Origin of the sequence: Flavobacterium hydatis (assembly GCF_000737695.1) — a bacterium.
GTDB lineage: Bacteria > Bacteroidota > Bacteroidia > Flavobacteriales > Flavobacteriaceae > Flavobacterium > Flavobacterium hydatis.
The window spans coordinates 89,580-104,940 of sequence record NZ_JPRM01000024.1 but is presented as its reverse complement, the minus strand read 5'-3'; the positions used below and the strand labels follow the sequence as shown (position 1 = coordinate 104,940).

Below are 15,361 nucleotides of genomic sequence, written 5' to 3'. Positions count from 1 at the left end.
CGAAAAGCTAACGAGTAGGAAAAAATCAAATTATTACAATTATGAAAAATTTAAAAAACCTAAAAAATGTTGAAATTATTAGTAATAACGCTCAAAAATTAATATTCGGAGGTGTAAAACTTCCATACGTGAATCCTACAATCGGATTATGCGACAGATTGTGTGGAGAAGCAGGAGGAGTGCTATCTAACACACCAGGACAAGGAGATGTTTGTTTGCAAGGTACATCAACATGTTGTTATTGCAGATAATAATATATATAAGAAAGGCTTCCGTAACTGGAAGCCTTTTCTAATTATGTTTAATTTGTGGTAAAGATTTAACCACAAAGACCGCAAAATTTTAAAACTAGAGTAAATCAGTGCAATTCGTGGCTAACTGTTTAAAATCCATTTAACTCTTTTAATCAGTGGCTAAGAATTAACCGAAGAGTTTACAAAGGTTTACGCAAAGACCGCAAAGTTCTAGACAATCTAATTCGCTACAATCTTGTCTTTCTGAGGAACGAAGACACGAGCGATAGCGAACTGGCGAAGCAATCTCCACGAGTAACTCGATAATCTGAAAATACTTTTTGTTAGTTTCTTGCGGGGACCCTTCCTCTGTCAGGGTGACAAGATTGTGGTTAATAGATAAGAATTAACCGCAGAGTTCACAAAGGTTTACGCAAAGACTGCAAAGTTTTAAAATTAGAGTAAATCAGTGCAATTCGTGGCTAACTGTTTTAAATCCATTTGCCCCTTTTAATCAGTGGCTAAGAATTAACCGCAGAGTTCACAAAGGTTTACGCAACCCTTCATTTAATAAAAATAAAATAGCCCCGATAAAGATCATTTTTTATCTTTATCGGTTTAATACATTATATATATGAAAAAACTTTTTATTCCTATTGTTATTGTTGCTTTACTCGTTTCCTGTAATAAAAATGCTAAAACAGGTGATGATAAAGCTACAAATGAAAAATTCGAGAAATATAAGGATGGTTTTATAACCGACTTATGGAAACTGAATCCTGATTGGGCAGCAAGCCAAGGATATCACAAATTAGATAGCGTTTTGGTTATACCAAATGCCGAAAACCAAAAGAAACAATTGGATTTTGCTAATTCTCAATTAGATTCATTAAAACAATATTCATTAGAAAGTCTTTCAGATAACAACAAAACTGATTTTTATATGATTAAAAATCAGCTAGAAGGAACACTTTTTAGCATAAACGAACTTAAATCAGGACAATGGGATCCATCTGAATATAATGTTTGCGGTGCTTTTGCAGAAATATTAAACGGTAAATACGATTCATTAGATGTTAGGTTGCGTAATTTTAATTTAAAAATGAATGCAATTCCTGCTTATTATGAAGCAGCCAAGTTGAATATTAAAAACCCAACCCAAGAACATACTGCACTTGCAATAGATCAAAATCTAGGAGGGACTTCGGTTTTTAAAGAAGATTTAGTTGCTGCTTTAAGCAAAAGTAAATTATCTGAAGAAGAGAAAAAGGCAATTACTGATAAAGCAGATGTATCAGTAAAAGCAATTACAGATTATGCTAATTGGTTGAAAAAACTAGACAATAAAACACCTCGTTCATTTAGATTAGGTTCTGAATTATATGCCAAAAAATTCAACTTTGATATTGAGTCAGGATATACTGCAGATGAAATTTTTAAAATTGCAGTAAACCATAAGAATGATTTGCATGATAAAATGTTTGTTCTTGCTAATAAACTTTGGACAAAATATAACGGAACAGCTGTAAAACCAACAGATAAACTAGAATTAATTAAGCAAGTAATCGATAAAATTTCGTTGCAACATACAACTCCAGAGAAATTTCAATCAGAAATAGAAAAGCAAATTCCTGAGCTTGTAGCTTACGTTAAGGCAAAAGATTTACTATATATAGATCCATCAAAACCACTTGTAGTAAGAAAAGAGCCTGCTTATATGGCTGGTGTTGCGGGAGCTTCGATATCTGCGCCTGGGCCTTACGATAAAAATGCAAATACATACTACAATGTTGGGAGTATGGCAGGTTGGACAGCCGAAAATGCCGAAAGTTATTTAAGAGAATACAACGATTATATCTTGCAGATTCTTAATATTCATGAAGCAATTCCGGGACATTACACACAATTAGTTTACAGCAACCAATCGCCAAGCATCATAAAATCTATTTTAGGAAATGGAGCAATGGTAGAGGGTTGGGCAGTTTATGCTGAAAGAATGATGCTAGAAAGCGGATACAAAAACTCAGACGAAATGTGGTTGATGTATTACAAATGGAATCTAAGAACAACTTGTAACACAATATTAGATTATAGTGTGCATACAAAAGATATGAGCAAAGAAGCTGCAATAGCTTTACTTACTAAAGAAGCTTTCCAACAACAAGCAGAAGCTGATGGAAAATGGAAACGCGTAACATTATCTCAAGTGCAGTTATGTTCTTATTTTACAGGATATACAGAGATTTATGATTTTAGAGAAGCATTAAAAAAAGAACAAGGAACGAAATTTAACTTAAAAGAGTTTCATGAAAAATTCCTAAGCTACGGTAGTGCTCCGGTAAAATATATAAAAGAGCTAATGACTAGCAAAAAATAAAAAACAGATAAAGCCTTTAGATCATTCTAAAGGCTTTATTGTTTCTAATCCGTTTTTATCAGCGTCTTTACTTCAGTAAATCCGCATCATCCGCATTCTGTTATAGACATTTCTTCTAATTAGATTCTAGTTCAAATAACTGAATCTGGCTTTTAAGTCTTTCAATGACTAGATTCATCATTCTTTTATTCAGGCTAGATGAGTTCAGGATATAAGTCTGATATTCATCTAGAGTAAAAAGAGCGATAACCATTCCTTTTAATGAATTTCGGAACTTAATGTCTTTTTGAATAGCGTTTTCAATTACCGATAGTTTCTTTTCTACGGTGTAAGAATAAAAATCGGTTTTGTTTTTATTTACATAATTTATAAAAACATCCACCAATAAATCATTTTGAAGTTGTAAAATTGGCCGAAGTACTTCGTTTTGAAATAATTCATCTGCAGAAGATTGAGCATTTACAGTGCCTAAAGTTGGTCCTCGGAATTCTTGTAAAAAAGTATCTCGCTGGCTCATGTTTTTCTCTTAAAATTAAAAAAAATAATGATACTAAAATGTTATTTTTGTTACTAATAAATTAACAATTATGAGATTTCATACTCGAAAATGGGTTAAACCCGAAGACCTAAATCCAAACGGAACTTTATTTGGAGGACAATTACTTGCATGGATAGACGAAGAGTTGGCTTTATATACCATCATTCAGTTAGAAAACTACAGAGTAGTAACCAAACACATGTCCGAGATTAATTTTAAAAGCTCAGCCAGACAAGGAGATATTGTCGAAATTGGGATAGATGTAGTTAAGTTCGGAAACACATCGCTAGTGCTAAGATGTATTGTACGAAACATGATGACCAGAGAAATTATTATTACAATCGATAATATTACAATGGTAAATCTGGGAGAAGATGGAAAACCAAAAGCACACGGAAAAACGAAGATAGAATACGTAAAAGACCGTCTGTAGTTTTTAAATTATATAAAATAACCACATAAGTTATGTAAGTTCATTTAAGCAAAGCTTATATTTCCTTATATAACTTATATGGTTTAAGAATTGTATTTTGAGTATTTAATCTAAATGCCCAATCTTAGATGGTAATTCGAATATCTCAAGATCAAAATAGGCAACCGAAGCCATAACGTGATCAAATATATCCGCCATTATATATTCATAATTAGCCCAACGCTTATCACTTGAGAAAGTATAAATTTCCAGAGGCACACCATGCGCTGTAGATTGTAACTGACGGCACATCATATGCATTTCTTTATTTAATCCCGGATGATTTACCATATATTGAATAATGTATTTCCTGAACAAACCAAGATTAGTCATATTACGACCGTTTAAAGCAAGTGATTTATCTATACCATGCATTGCATTAAACTTTTCTATTTCGGCCTGACGAGATTCGATATAAGGAGCAATGAGTTGGATTTTTTTCATCATAGCCAAATCTTCATCAGACAAAAAACGAATTGTACTCGTTTTAATCAAAATATGTCTTTTTATACGACGCCCATTCGATTTTTGCATCCCGCGCCAGTTCTGGAACGAGTCCGAACTCAACGCATAAGTAGGAATCGTAGTGATTGTATTGTCAAAGTTTCGAACCTTTACAGTAGTAAGATTAATTTCGATAACATCACCATCGGCACCAAATTTCTCCATCGTAATCCAGTCGCCAATACGAACCATATCGTTTATCGCAACCTGCACACTAGAAACAAAACCAAGAATAGTATCCCTAAAAATCAAGATAATAATTGCCGAAAGCGTTCCTAAAATAGTTAGCAATTCGCCTTGCTTGATTCCGAATAATTTAGAAATAATAATAGCTACCCCAAAAATCCAGAGTACCATCATGACAACCTGAATAAAACTATCAATAGGTTTATCGCTATATTCGGGTTTTTGCTTTAAGTAATCCTTAAGCGAATTAAATACCGTACGGATAATCCATAACAATAATAATACGATATAAACGCCAACTATTTTTCCGAAGATTAATTCCCAATATTCATATTTATCCAATATAATCGGAACAGCTTTATAAATAAAGAAAAACGGAATTAAGTAAGCCGTATATTTAGTTGTTTTATTATTAATTAAAAAATCATCAAACTTAGTTTTTGTCTTTTGGGCAAAAACAGCTGTAAGCGTAACCAAAACAAATTTTGCTACATAATACACAGCATAAGCCATGATAATTAATAAAGCAATATTAATAATAAGGCTGAGATAAGACGCAATATTGCGGCTCATACCCCAGTCTCTAAAAAGAGGGTATAAAAAGTTAAATATTTTCTCCAAAAAATTAGGCATTTTTTAAGTATTTGTACTCAACATAAAAAGTTCCAAACGGTATAACAGAAGCAGCCAAAATCAACATAAATGTTTTAAAGTCCCATTTTTGAGCACTTTTTAATAAAATAGCCAATAAGATATAACCAATAAATAATAAACCATGACTCATTCCTATCGGGAACAATAAAGTTTTATATAAAGGAAAATTAGTAGGCTTAATAAAAAGCATGTTAGAGAATAAAACCAAGTATGAAATTCCTTCTAAAATCGCTGTAATCTTAAAAATCTTGAGCATTTAATTATTTTTTTAAATTATTATCGGTAAAATTAATGATTCTGCTTGATTTTTAGAGCATCGGAAGCTAAAGTAATTTACTTTTACAATCTTAAACAGTGATAATGAGTAAACGCGATTTAAAAAAATATTTAAACGATCTTACCAAAGAACAACTCGAAGAGCAAATAATCGAATTATACGAGAAATTTAGCCCTGTAAAAGTCTATTATGATTTTGTTTTTAATCCAAAAGAAGAAACACTTTTGCAGGAATGCAAACTAAAAATTTCGCACGAATATTTTCCAGTAAAAGCAAAAGCAACAAGACGTCGCGTAAAACCAAAAATGCGCCGGTCTGTAGCCCAAAAATACATCAAACACTTTATACTTTTAGGTGTAGATCCGTTTGTAATTGCCGATGTTATGCTTTATAACATCGAAATTGCTCAAACATTTTCTTCGGAAAACACAATAAAGCAAGAACTTTTTTACAAAAGTATGTTTAATTCATTCGAGCAAGCCGTGAATTTTATAATTTCTAACGGAATTTTAGCCGAATTTAAATCCCGAATTAATCAAATTCATCAGGAAACTATTACCCAAAAATGGAAAAACGAGCCTGATTTTGAAGTAATTTTGGATAAAATGACCTTTTAGAACCGAATTCATAATTAAATATTAGCGAAACTTTTCCTTTTATTTTAAGATAAAAAAGGCAGAATAACTGTTTTTTAGGTGTATTTTTGCAAAAACCAATAAAATACAATGTCTCAAAACACTTTAGAAATAGAAAGAGAAGAAAAAAAAGAACTTTATGCATACCAAAAAGGCGATATCGACGCCATTTTTGATCGTTTAGATAACGGTTCGGCACAACATCATTTGTTGTATCAATTGCCTACAGGTGGAGGAAAAACAGTAGTTTTTTCCGAAATCGTACGCCGTTATTTGTCACAACACGATAAAAAAGTAGTAGTTTTAACACACAGAATTGAACTTTGCAAGCAAACTTCAAAAATGTTGAAAGGTTTTGGTGTTAAAAATAAGATAATCAATAGTAAAGTAAAAGAACTTTTAGATCAAAACGAGTACTCTTGTTTTGTAGCTATGGTCGAAACATTAAAAAACCGTATTAATGACGAAAAACTACATTTAGATAATATTGGTTTAGTAATTATCGATGAGGCGCATTACAACTCCTTCCGAAAACTATTAAGCTCGTTTAAAAATGCATTTATATTAGGAGTAACAGCAACGCCGTTAAGTTCTAATATTAAATTGCCAATGCACGAAAGTTACGATGAACTAATTGTAGGAGACACAATCGGTTCATTAATCGAGAAAGGATTCTTGGCAAGAGCAACAACCTATAGTTATGATGTAGGTTTAACATCATTAAAAGTAGGTATCAATGGAGATTACACCGTAAAATCTTCAGATGATTTATATACAAATACAATCATGCAAGAAAAATTATTGCATGCATATACAGAGAGATCATTAGGCAAGAAAACCCTAATTTTTAATAATGGTATCCATACTTCATTATATGTGTACGAAACATTTAGAGAAGCAGGATACGATATACGCCACCTAGATAATACAAGTAGCAACGAAGAACGAAAAGATATTTTGCAATGGTTCAAGAAAACTCCAGATGCTATTTTAACATCGGTAGGAATCTTAACCACAGGATTTGATGAGCCAACGGTAGAAACTATTATCTTAAACAGAGCAACCAAATCATTGACATTATATTACCAAATGATTGGTCGTGGATCAAGAAAGTTACCTAATAAAGACGAATTTACAGTTATCGATTTAGGAAACAATGCAGCACGTTTTGGTTTATGGAGCGAGCCAGTAAACTGGCAACACATCTTTAAATCGCCAGAATTCTATTTGGAGAATTTACGTGATGATACCGAAATCGAATTGTATTTTAAATACAGCATGCCACCAGAATTGCGTGCAAAATTCAGCAAAACAGCCGATGTAACTTTTGATGTCGATGAAGAACATAAAATTGCCATAGCACAAAATTTACGTTCAAAAGTAGTTTTGGATAAATCACTAGAGCAACACGCGGCAATGTGTGTAGATAATACCGAAACATTACAAGAAGCAAAAGCATTAGGAAAAGAACTAGAAGACGACATCGATTGTCGAATCAAGCGTTATTCTAAATGTTTAAGCCAGTGTAGTAAGAATTACCGCGAATGGCTTATAGACGATTACAAATTAAGATTAGTATTATTAACCGGTAAAAAATACCGTGAAAAAATAATGAACGAACCAGATTGATGCACTTTTAGTCTGAAAGCCGAAAGTCTTAAAGTCAAAAGTTTGTCACTCTGAAATAGTTTGTTACTGTGAGTCGAGGAGTTTTAGAAGCTATTTCCTGCTGTACACTATATCTTTTATTTTTTTAAAGAAAAAAAATAAAAGGATGCCGTTACCATCAGGGCTAGGAGTTTCGTAGTTATAATAAAATATAAATTTTGAACCATTAAGAGATTAAGAAAAATTAAGTCAAGTCTAAATGAAACTTAATCTCTTAATGGTAAAATAAAAAATTCAGTGCAAACTGATTCAACGTCAGATTTGAGAAAAGAATCCTTTTAATCTAATCAGTGGCAAGAAAAAAAGAATAAACTATTTAAGAGATAAAGCTTAAATTTCCTTAATCTCTTAATGGTAAAAAACACACAATCAGAAATCTTTAAATCTTTAAATTTTTCAATTTTTAAATAAATTAAACAATGTCAAAACAATTTTCAGATTTAGGAATTTCAGCACCGATATTAAAAGCGTTAACCGAATTAAATATTGTTACACCAACAGAAATACAGCAGAAATCAATTCCGCTTATTTTAGCAAATAACAGTGATGTAGTAGGATTAGCAAAAACAGGAACAGGAAAAACTGCTGCTTTCGGGTTACCATTATTGCAGTTAATAAATCCTGAAGTTCCTACGGTACAAGCTGTAATTTTAGTTCCAACAAGAGAATTAGGACATCAGATATTTAAAAATTTAGAAGATTTCTCAAAATACCTGCCACAAGTTTCAATTGCTGCAACTTGCGGAGGAATCCCAATAAAACCACAAATTGAGCGTCTTACACAACCTACACATATAGTAGTTGCAACACCAGGACGATTAATCGATTTAATTCAGCGTAAAGCGGTTAACCTAAAAGACACACAATACCTTGTTTTAGACGAAGCCGACGAAATGGTTTCTATCCTAAAAGAAAGTCTGGACGAAATCGTAGCCGAATTACCAAAAAAACACACCACGTTATTATTCTCGGCAACATTGCCAGGTACAATTAAGCAATTAATTCAGAACTATTTATCTAAAAATGTAGTTCAGGTAAGTGCTAATATGGAAACGGTAGGAAACCAAGGAATTGATCACGAATATATTGTAGTTGACCCAATCGAGAAACTAGAAGTATTAATGCATTTCTTAAACCCTAGAGATGGAGAACGCGGAATTATCTTCTGTAAAACAAAAGCAGCTGTAAATAAATTGGCAAAAAACTTAGCCATAAACCGTTTCTCATCAGGAGCATTACACGGAAGTTTGTCACAAGGAATACGTGATAGAATCATGGAACAATTTCGTGAAGGACACATCAATATATTAGTAGCAACAGATTTAGCTGCAAGAGGAATAGATGTTAAAGAAATTTCTTATGTTGTAAATTACCATTTACCAGATGCTTACGAAGCTTATGTACACCGTAGTGGTAGAACCGCAAGGGCAGGAGCAAAGGGACTTTCGCTTACTGTTTTACAACCAGAAGAAGTAGTAGAAATAGCAGATTTTGAAAAAGAATTAGGAATTAAATTCACCGAGTTCAAGAAACCATCAGTTGCAAGTCTTGAAGAAAACAATACCTTATTGTGGGCAAAACAAATCTTTAAAACAAAGCCAAATCACGACGTTTCTACAGATTTAAAAACCAAAGTAAAAACAGTTTTTCATCATTTAACCAAAGACGAATTGATAGAAAAATTGCTTGCTAATTATTTGTTGCAAAACAAAACTGAAGTGGCTGAAAAACCTGTTAAAAAATTCAAAAAGTAACAAAACTGACAATTGTCATTGCATATTAATGTTGTACTTTTATAAGGTAATTTTTTTAAAATCAAACTTACTTATAAAATAACATATATATGAAAATAGTTATTATAGGTGGCGGTTTTGCAGGAATCAATCTTGCAAAAGAACTAGTCAATCACAATCAAATCCAAGTTACACTTGTAGACAAAAACAATTATAATTTTTTTCCGCCGCTTATTTATCAAGTCGCTACTGCTTTCTTAGAACCATCAAGCATTAGCTATCCATTCAGAAAATTTTTTGCAGGTAAAAAAAACCTGCATTTCAGATTAGGAGAACTACAAGAAGTAGTTCCTTCCGAAAATAAAGTAATTCTTAATAACGGAGAATTAGCATACGACTATTTAGTATTTGCAACTGGAGCTGAAACCAGTTACTTCGGGATGGAAAACGTAATGAAAAACGCCATTCCGATGAAAACACTAAATGACGCCATCGTAATGCGCAATACGCTGCTTAAAAATCTTGAGAAAGCAGCTATTACCAAAGATATTCGTAAACGCCGTAAATTATTAACCATAGTTGTAGCCGGAGGCGGACCAACAGGAGTTGAAGTTTCGGGAATGTTTGCCGAAATGCGTAAAAACATCCTATTAAAAGAATATCCAGAACTAGACACCACAGCAAGTAATGTTTACTTAGTCGATGGAGGAGATGCTCTATTGGCACCAATGAGCAAAGCATCGCAACAAGATACCTTAAAAGCACTTACTGATTTGGGTGTAGTAGTGAAACTAAACAATAGAGTTACAGATTATGTAGATGATATTGTATATTTTTCAAATGGAGAAACTATTCATACCAAAAACCTAATTTGGGCAGCCGGAGTTTCGGCCAAAGCTTTCGACGGTATTCCGATGGAAAGTTACGGACGTGGCAAACGTATGGCAACCGATGCGTACAATAAAGTAAACGGACTTGAGAATGTTTATGCCATAGGAGATACATCTATCATGGATACAGATCCTGCGTTTCCTAACGGACATCCACAAGTGGCACAAGTAGCGATTCAGCAAGGAATAAACTTAGCTAAAAACTTCAAATCACTTGCTCAAAATAAACCATTAAAACCTTTTATATATGTAGACAAAGGTTCGATGGCAATTATTGGGAAAAACAAAGCCGTTGTAGATTTACCAAAACCAAAATGGCATTTCAACGGATTCCTGGCTTGGGCAATTTGGTTATTTATACACCTAGTTTCGCTTATAACATATCGTAACCGCCTTAGTACTTTTTATAATTGGATGATTGCTTATTTTGCAAAAGACCAATCATTGCGTATGATTATCAGACCTGATAAAAAAGCAATAAATTAAAAGAGATTTTTCGGACTCAGATTTACTTGGTCTAGAAGAACACGGATTAAACAGATTTTTATCTTTTAATCCGTGTTTTTATTTCTGTAAATCCGTATTGCGCGTTTCTTTAGCAAAGAGTTAAGATGGAGTAAATAATCTAAATTTTATTTTTCATTAGAAGTTCCAGCGGAGCGACATCTTATAGTTTTTTAAATCCGTTTAATCCGCGTTCCTCTGTACAAACTATATTTTATTAATGAATCATTGCTGTTTCTTCATCATTAGAAGCAGCAATTTTTTCTTTTATAAAACGTTTACCGATATTTAAAATTATAAATGCTGTAATTGTAGTTGTAGTCATGATGGCAACCATCGGAATAATAGAGTTTACAACAAATATACCAACTGCAAATGATGCAATAGCGCCTAAACCAAGCTGAATCGCACCCATTAATGCCGACGCGCTTCCAGCATTTCTTGCAAAAGGTGCCATTGTAAGACCAGCAGTATTAGGATTCGAAATCCCTAAACAAGCAAGATAAATAAACAACATACCAATTGTTTCATATAAACCTAGAAGATTATTCATTGCCAAAATCAAGAATACAATACTAATTACAGATTGAGTAATCAACGCACCAAATATCATTTGCTCACTAGAAAACTTTCTTAATAAAAAAGAATTAAGCTGGCTAGCACCAATGAAACTCAATGACATAAAGGCAAAAATCCAACCATAAACTTTAGCATCAACCTTAAAAATATCCATAAAAACGATAGGAGAGGACGCTACATAAGTAAATAATCCAGAAAAAGATACAGCACCAGTAAAAGCGTAAGTAAAAAACTGAGGTTCTTTTACCACTTTAAGGAAGTTGGCAATAATAGGTTTTGGTTTTAATGAAATAGATGTATCCGGTTTGTGAGTGTTTGGTAAACCAATTTGCGAAGCCAATAAAATAACGATTCCCATACACATTAATATAAAGAATACAGTGTGCCAACCAGAATATGATGTTACATAACCACCAATAGTTGGCGCAAGCATTGGCGAAAGACCCACAACAAGCATTAACATAGAAAATACTTTAGAAATATCTTTTACAGGAAAAAGATCACGAACCATAGCTACAGAAGCAACAGTTGCAGCACAACTACCAACAGCTTGAAGAAAACGTAAACCAATAAAAGTATCAATATCAGTAACAAAAATACATCCTAAGGAAGCCAAGATGTAAACTAGTAATCCAACAAATAACGGTTTTTTACGTCCGAATCTGTCTAATAGCGGACCATAAAGTAATTGTCCAGCCGAAATTCCTATAAAATAACTAGATAAACTCATTGAAACTTTTGCAACAGAGGTATTTAAGTCTTTTGCAATATCAGAGAAACCAGGTAAATACATATCAATAGAAAATGGTCCTAAAGCAGTTAGAGAACCTAAAATAAGTATAAGTTGAATGTATTTTTTTGTAGTCATTGTATTTTAAAAATATTTTTTTTATTTCATGGCAAAGATAAATATTTCGTACCTTGTTAATTCATTAAAGAAATTTTTAATGAAAAAACCATTTTTTTAACATAGTTAGCTTTGTAAAGGGCTATAATTATTAATTTAAAATTATCAATTATGAAAAGATGTGCCTTATTATTACTATTAGTTACTACAATTTCTTTTTCTCAGACAATTACTTCCAAAATTGAGCCTGTAAGCGTTGAGCAGTATGAATTTATTAAAAAAGTAAATCAGTTTTATCCTGATATTCCGCTTACAAAACAAATAACAAATTTTTATTCAGACGGAAAAATTATCGATTCTAGACAAGAATTCGATTTAAAAGGAACACCATTTTCAGATTATAGTTTGGCAGTTGGGCCGTATAATAAATCAATCAAATTTGATTATACAACAAAAACTGACGGAAGAACTCGTGGAGACATTTCTCTGTTTAAAGGAGATGTTTATAAAACGGTTTTTTATGATGACAAAAATCAATATGAAGTTTTTATAAACGGAAAATCTGTTTATCTAAAGAAATATTAACATTATTTATATTATAAGTAAACCATCTTAGCAATAAGGTGGTTTTTTATTTGTTCCCATTTAAGCTAGTATATAAATGAACTATAATTTATATTATGTGTTTGGAAATTCAAAAATTGTATTATCTTTGTCATAGATTTTTATCAATGAGAGCCGAGGTATTCCACTACCGTTTGAGGCTCTTTTTTTGTTTATAATATTACCAGTTGTTTTTAACTCTGCCCCTACTCTTGAAAGTGGGGTAGGAGTCTAAAAAATCCCCATTTTTATAGTAACAAAGGATTTGTCTTGTGCGCCTAACGTAAACTAATAAGTAATCCCACGCTATAGACTGTTTTTTAAGCCATTGAGCGTAAGTGTAAATGTTATGCACATACTCTGTAAAGAGTCTTTTCTGTTGATTTTGATATACCGTTACTGAGTAATCATTCTTCTTTTTAAAATCTTCCATGTGATAGGGGTTAGAGATAAAAAAAAATAAAGGGACCTAGTAGGAGGTAAGAGATAAAAAAAAATAGTACACCCAAATTAATGAGCATACTATTGGTATAAATAGTTTTGGAAATATACATGATATGAGATTTTTATCGCCGAGAGAAGTATTCCACTACTTTTGCCCCTCCTTGAAGTTTATACAAATATACATATTTATTTAAATTAAATGTTAAATTTTTAAACAGGCATAGCATGACGTTTTTTATTAGAAAAAATGCCCTTTTCCACATCTTTGAGCATAACCCAATAATCGACATTAGTCATCATGGGCGCGCTGTTAATAAACATTGAACTTGATTCATTATCCCTTATGAGCGGATAATATGGACCTTCTTCTAGTTTACTTCCTAAAACCAAAACAGGCTTTGGATAATTCCAAAAGGCTTCATCTGTTTCAACTCTATCCAAAATTAATGGAGGATTCACCTGACACAATGGTTCAAGATATGTATTTTCCTTTCTATAATGTGATTCATTTACGAAATTTAGATCATTATAATCACTAGACATGATTAAACGTTCAAAATCAGTAAATGCAATACATTTATGAGGTTCTTTAATAAAATTAATACCCTCTCGAAGAGCCACAAAAATTAATCTTTCAGGGATTCGTAAAGGTTCATCTAATGAAGCGGTTTCAAGAGTGTTAATGTTCATATTTTCATTAACATAGTATAGTGTATACATAATTAGATTTTTAAATATTTACGTAAATAGGTCAATTCGCCCTTATCTAAGTACTGTAAGATATCTTTTCTCAGAGAACGACTATTTGTATCAACTTCAAAATATAGCTTCTCTAGGATAGGAAAATAGTTCCTGTAGAGTACTAAGGTTTTTCGAATATTTACATCATTTTCTGTCCAACCTCTAGGATTTAAAAAATCGTACCAATTTCCTTTATCAGAGTATTGTACTCCGAAATCTGAAGCTAAACTTTGTGACGCTGCATGCAAATCTTTTGAAGCCGTAATTTTAAGCCTTTTTGCATTTTGCGTGAGTGGATTGGTATTGTCAATTAGTTTGATTTCTTTGACGTAATTTACATTTGCTTCTTTCTCTTTTACTGAATTTTCTAATACGGCTTCATCAGTTTTTTGCGATTGCGATTCAATGTATCTTCTTAGATATGGATATCCGATTAATATTGCAGTAATAAAAAGCCAGTACTTTTTAAGAAACTGCATTATCTTTTCTGGGTAATCTGTTTTATTTTGTGGTTTCTTCATCTTTGAAAACTTTATGAACGATATACAATAAAAGTAAAAAGCCTATAAGAGAGAGTATTTTAAACTCTCTCCATAGTGCTAAAAGTGGTAGTAAAAACGGCATGTTTTACTTTTTGTCTTGAATTAGTACTTTATATCCTAAGATAATGACTGATATTACAATAGACACGATGATTGCGAATTGATTTACTACTACGAATGTTTTTAATTTTTCCATTTGGATTTTGATTTATTAGTTAAAGATTTTGAATTGTGAAAGTGATTAATTAAAAAAAAAAGACAACAAAAAGTATTGCTGGTGCGAAAATCTTCCATCCTTTTGTGATAGTGACTTTCAATTTTGTGGTACTAACATCACCTAAAAGCTGTAAGGCTTCGTTAATGTCTGTATCAGTAACTTCTTTGTGTGCTTTACCTAATTCGACCATTAAAATTGCTCTAGTAAGCAAGATTAAGAAATCATTGTTTATAGCAGTAATTTTCTCGTCAGGGTCAACTTTGATGGTATTACATACTCTTTTGATGTAATCGGCTGTATTGTTTTCCGATTTTGGTGCGTACTCGTTTATGAGTTTTCTAACAGTATTCTGACCTTTATTGATGTCATTGATTAAATCTTTCAACATGGCACGAAGACCGTAAGTAATAGAAGTAAATTGCTCAAATTTAGCATCTTTGCTCTGAGGTTTTGGGATTTTTCCTTGCCAAGCGATATTTGTATAAATCAAATTGCCCGGATTGTTGTTTCGAAGACCTCTAACGCTATGATTATTTAAAAAAGACTTACTCATGCTCTACGATTTTTGCAGGTTCTTTCGGCTCTTCTTGCTCTTTAATTTCGTCTATAGTTGCTATAGCGAATTGAACAATTTTAATAAGTGCGGTAATGTAAACTGCATATTTTAAAATAAACTTTAAACCTCCTACGATTCCACCTAATTTTTTCATAATGATT

Annotated in this window: 16 protein-coding genes; 8 read left to right on the top strand and 8 right to left on the bottom strand. The window is 32.2% G+C overall.

What is annotated here, in order from left to right; all coding sequences use genetic code 11:
• The first annotated feature begins 41 nt into the window (after positions 1-41).
• Together IW20_RS15255 and IW20_RS15250 are read left to right on the top strand one after the other, a co-directional pair.
• Entirely contained in the window at positions 42-251 is a 210-nt protein-coding gene (locus tag IW20_RS15255) for a hypothetical protein (RefSeq protein ID WP_035624024.1), read from the top strand.
• 616 nt (positions 252-867) lie between these two features.
• The gene (locus IW20_RS15250; protein ID WP_035624022.1) at positions 868-2,610 is read left to right on the top strand and encodes a DUF885 domain-containing protein; all 1,743 of its coding nucleotides are present in this window, start codon (positions 868-870) and stop codon (positions 2,608-2,610) included.
• Between the two features lie 115 nt (positions 2,611-2,725).
• On the opposite strand, the gene IW20_RS15245 is transcribed toward IW20_RS15250, so the two are convergent.
• Positions 2,726-3,127 (bottom strand): hypothetical protein, encoded by a 402-nt coding sequence (locus IW20_RS15245; RefSeq protein WP_035624020.1) that lies wholly within the window; start codon positions 3,125-3,127, stop codon positions 2,726-2,728.
• A gap of 70 nt (positions 3,128-3,197) precedes the next feature.
• Between IW20_RS15245 and IW20_RS15240 the strand changes: the two genes are divergently transcribed.
• Positions 3,198-3,581: an acyl-CoA thioesterase gene (locus IW20_RS15240; protein ID WP_035624017.1), complete on the top strand. Its 384-nt coding sequence runs from the start codon at positions 3,198-3,200 to the stop codon at positions 3,579-3,581.
• Between the two features lie 105 nt (positions 3,582-3,686).
• Here the strand turns inward: IW20_RS15240 and IW20_RS15235 are convergent, their stop codons facing one another.
• Together IW20_RS15235 and IW20_RS15230 are read right to left on the bottom strand one after the other, a co-directional pair.
• Entirely contained in the window at positions 3,687-4,943 is a 1,257-nt protein-coding gene (locus tag IW20_RS15235) for a mechanosensitive ion channel family protein (RefSeq protein ID WP_035624014.1), read from the bottom strand.
• Complete coding sequence (locus tag IW20_RS15230; protein WP_035624012.1) at positions 4,936-5,220, bottom strand: DUF3817 domain-containing protein; 285 nt, start codon at positions 5,218-5,220, stop codon at positions 4,936-4,938. The genes IW20_RS15235 and IW20_RS15230 overlap by 8 nt, the downstream gene beginning before the upstream one ends.
• A gap of 104 nt (positions 5,221-5,324) precedes the next feature.
• Here IW20_RS15230 and IW20_RS15225 point away from each other — a divergent pair, with 104 nt between their 5' ends.
• From IW20_RS15225 to IW20_RS15210, 4 genes are all read left to right on the top strand, one after another.
• Entirely contained in the window at positions 5,325-5,858 is a 534-nt protein-coding gene (locus IW20_RS15225; RefSeq protein ID WP_035624011.1) for a DUF6155 family protein, read from the top strand.
• A gap of 108 nt (positions 5,859-5,966) precedes the next feature.
• Positions 5,967-7,505 (top strand): DEAD/DEAH box helicase, encoded by a 1,539-nt coding sequence (locus IW20_RS15220; RefSeq protein ID WP_035624010.1) that lies wholly within the window; start codon positions 5,967-5,969, stop codon positions 7,503-7,505.
• Positions 7,506-7,963: 458 nt separating this feature from the next.
• Positions 7,964-9,298 carry a DEAD/DEAH box helicase gene (locus tag IW20_RS15215; protein WP_035624008.1) on the top strand — a complete coding sequence of 445 codons (1,335 nt, stop codon included), beginning with the start codon at positions 7,964-7,966 and terminating at the stop codon, positions 9,296-9,298.
• A gap of 89 nt (positions 9,299-9,387) precedes the next feature.
• Positions 9,388-10,653, top strand: a complete 1,266-nt coding sequence (locus IW20_RS15210) for an NAD(P)/FAD-dependent oxidoreductase (RefSeq protein ID WP_035624005.1) — start codon at positions 9,388-9,390, stop codon at positions 10,651-10,653.
• 235 nt (positions 10,654-10,888) lie between these two features.
• On the opposite strand, the gene IW20_RS15205 is transcribed toward IW20_RS15210, so the two are convergent.
• A complete protein-coding gene (locus IW20_RS15205; protein WP_035624002.1) occupies positions 10,889-12,118 on the bottom strand; it encodes a multidrug effflux MFS transporter in 1,230 nt (409 codons plus the stop codon).
• Positions 12,119-12,268: 150 nt separating this feature from the next.
• On the opposite strand from IW20_RS15205, the gene IW20_RS15200 reads away from it, so the two are divergent.
• On the top strand, positions 12,269-12,682 hold the full coding sequence (locus IW20_RS15200; protein WP_035623999.1) for a hypothetical protein: 414 nt from the start codon (positions 12,269-12,271) through the stop codon (positions 12,680-12,682).
• Positions 12,683-13,354: 672 nt separating this feature from the next.
• Here IW20_RS15200 and IW20_RS15195 read toward each other — a convergent pair.
• From IW20_RS15195 to IW20_RS26350, 4 genes are all read right to left on the bottom strand, one after another.
• Entirely contained in the window at positions 13,355-13,864 is a 510-nt protein-coding gene (locus IW20_RS15195) for a hypothetical protein (RefSeq protein WP_035623995.1), read from the bottom strand.
• A gap of 2 nt (positions 13,865-13,866) precedes the next feature.
• A complete protein-coding gene (locus IW20_RS15190) occupies positions 13,867-14,406 on the bottom strand; it encodes a hypothetical protein (RefSeq protein ID WP_035623992.1) in 540 nt (179 codons plus the stop codon).
• Positions 14,407-14,672: 266 nt separating this feature from the next.
• The gene (locus tag IW20_RS15185) at positions 14,673-15,197 is read right to left on the bottom strand and encodes a hypothetical protein (protein ID WP_051885796.1); all 525 of its coding nucleotides are present in this window, start codon (positions 15,195-15,197) and stop codon (positions 14,673-14,675) included.
• A complete protein-coding gene (locus IW20_RS26350) occupies positions 15,190-15,354 on the bottom strand; it encodes a hypothetical protein (RefSeq protein WP_165571451.1) in 165 nt (54 codons plus the stop codon). The genes IW20_RS15185 and IW20_RS26350 overlap by 8 nt, the downstream gene beginning before the upstream one ends.
• Positions 15,355-15,361 lie beyond the last annotated feature (7 nt).

Coding starts and splice junctions, on each gene's coding strand:
- IW20_RS15190 (WP_035623992.1), bottom strand. CDS start 14,406: ATGAAGAAACCACAAAATAAAACAGATTACCCAGAAAAGATAATGCAG.
- IW20_RS15250 (WP_035624022.1), top strand. CDS start 868: ATGAAAAAACTTTTTATTCCTATTGTTATTGTTGCTTTACTCGTTTCC.
- IW20_RS15215 (WP_035624008.1), top strand. CDS start 7,964: ATGTCAAAACAATTTTCAGATTTAGGAATTTCAGCACCGATATTAAAA.
- IW20_RS15225 (WP_035624011.1), top strand. CDS start 5,325: ATGAGTAAACGCGATTTAAAAAAATATTTAAACGATCTTACCAAAGAA.
- IW20_RS15205 (WP_035624002.1), bottom strand. CDS start 12,118: ATGACTACAAAAAAATACATTCAACTTATACTTATTTTAGGTTCTCTA.
- IW20_RS15200 (WP_035623999.1), top strand. CDS start 12,269: ATGAAAAGATGTGCCTTATTATTACTATTAGTTACTACAATTTCTTTT.
- IW20_RS15195 (WP_035623995.1), bottom strand. CDS start 13,864: ATGTATACACTATACTATGTTAATGAAAATATGAACATTAACACTCTT.
- IW20_RS15185 (WP_051885796.1), bottom strand. CDS start 15,197: ATGAGTAAGTCTTTTTTAAATAATCATAGCGTTAGAGGTCTTCGAAAC.
- IW20_RS26350 (WP_165571451.1), bottom strand. CDS start 15,354: ATGAAAAAATTAGGTGGAATCGTAGGAGGTTTAAAGTTTATTTTAAAA.
- IW20_RS15230 (WP_035624012.1), bottom strand. CDS start 5,220: ATGCTCAAGATTTTTAAGATTACAGCGATTTTAGAAGGAATTTCATAC.
- IW20_RS15235 (WP_035624014.1), bottom strand. CDS start 4,943: ATGCCTAATTTTTTGGAGAAAATATTTAACTTTTTATACCCTCTTTTT.
- IW20_RS15255 (WP_035624024.1), top strand. CDS start 42: ATGAAAAATTTAAAAAACCTAAAAAATGTTGAAATTATTAGTAATAAC.
- IW20_RS15210 (WP_035624005.1), top strand. CDS start 9,388: ATGAAAATAGTTATTATAGGTGGCGGTTTTGCAGGAATCAATCTTGCA.
- IW20_RS15240 (WP_035624017.1), top strand. CDS start 3,198: ATGAGATTTCATACTCGAAAATGGGTTAAACCCGAAGACCTAAATCCA.
- IW20_RS15245 (WP_035624020.1), bottom strand. CDS start 3,127: ATGAGCCAGCGAGATACTTTTTTACAAGAATTCCGAGGACCAACTTTA.
- IW20_RS15220 (WP_035624010.1), top strand. CDS start 5,967: ATGTCTCAAAACACTTTAGAAATAGAAAGAGAAGAAAAAAAAGAACTT.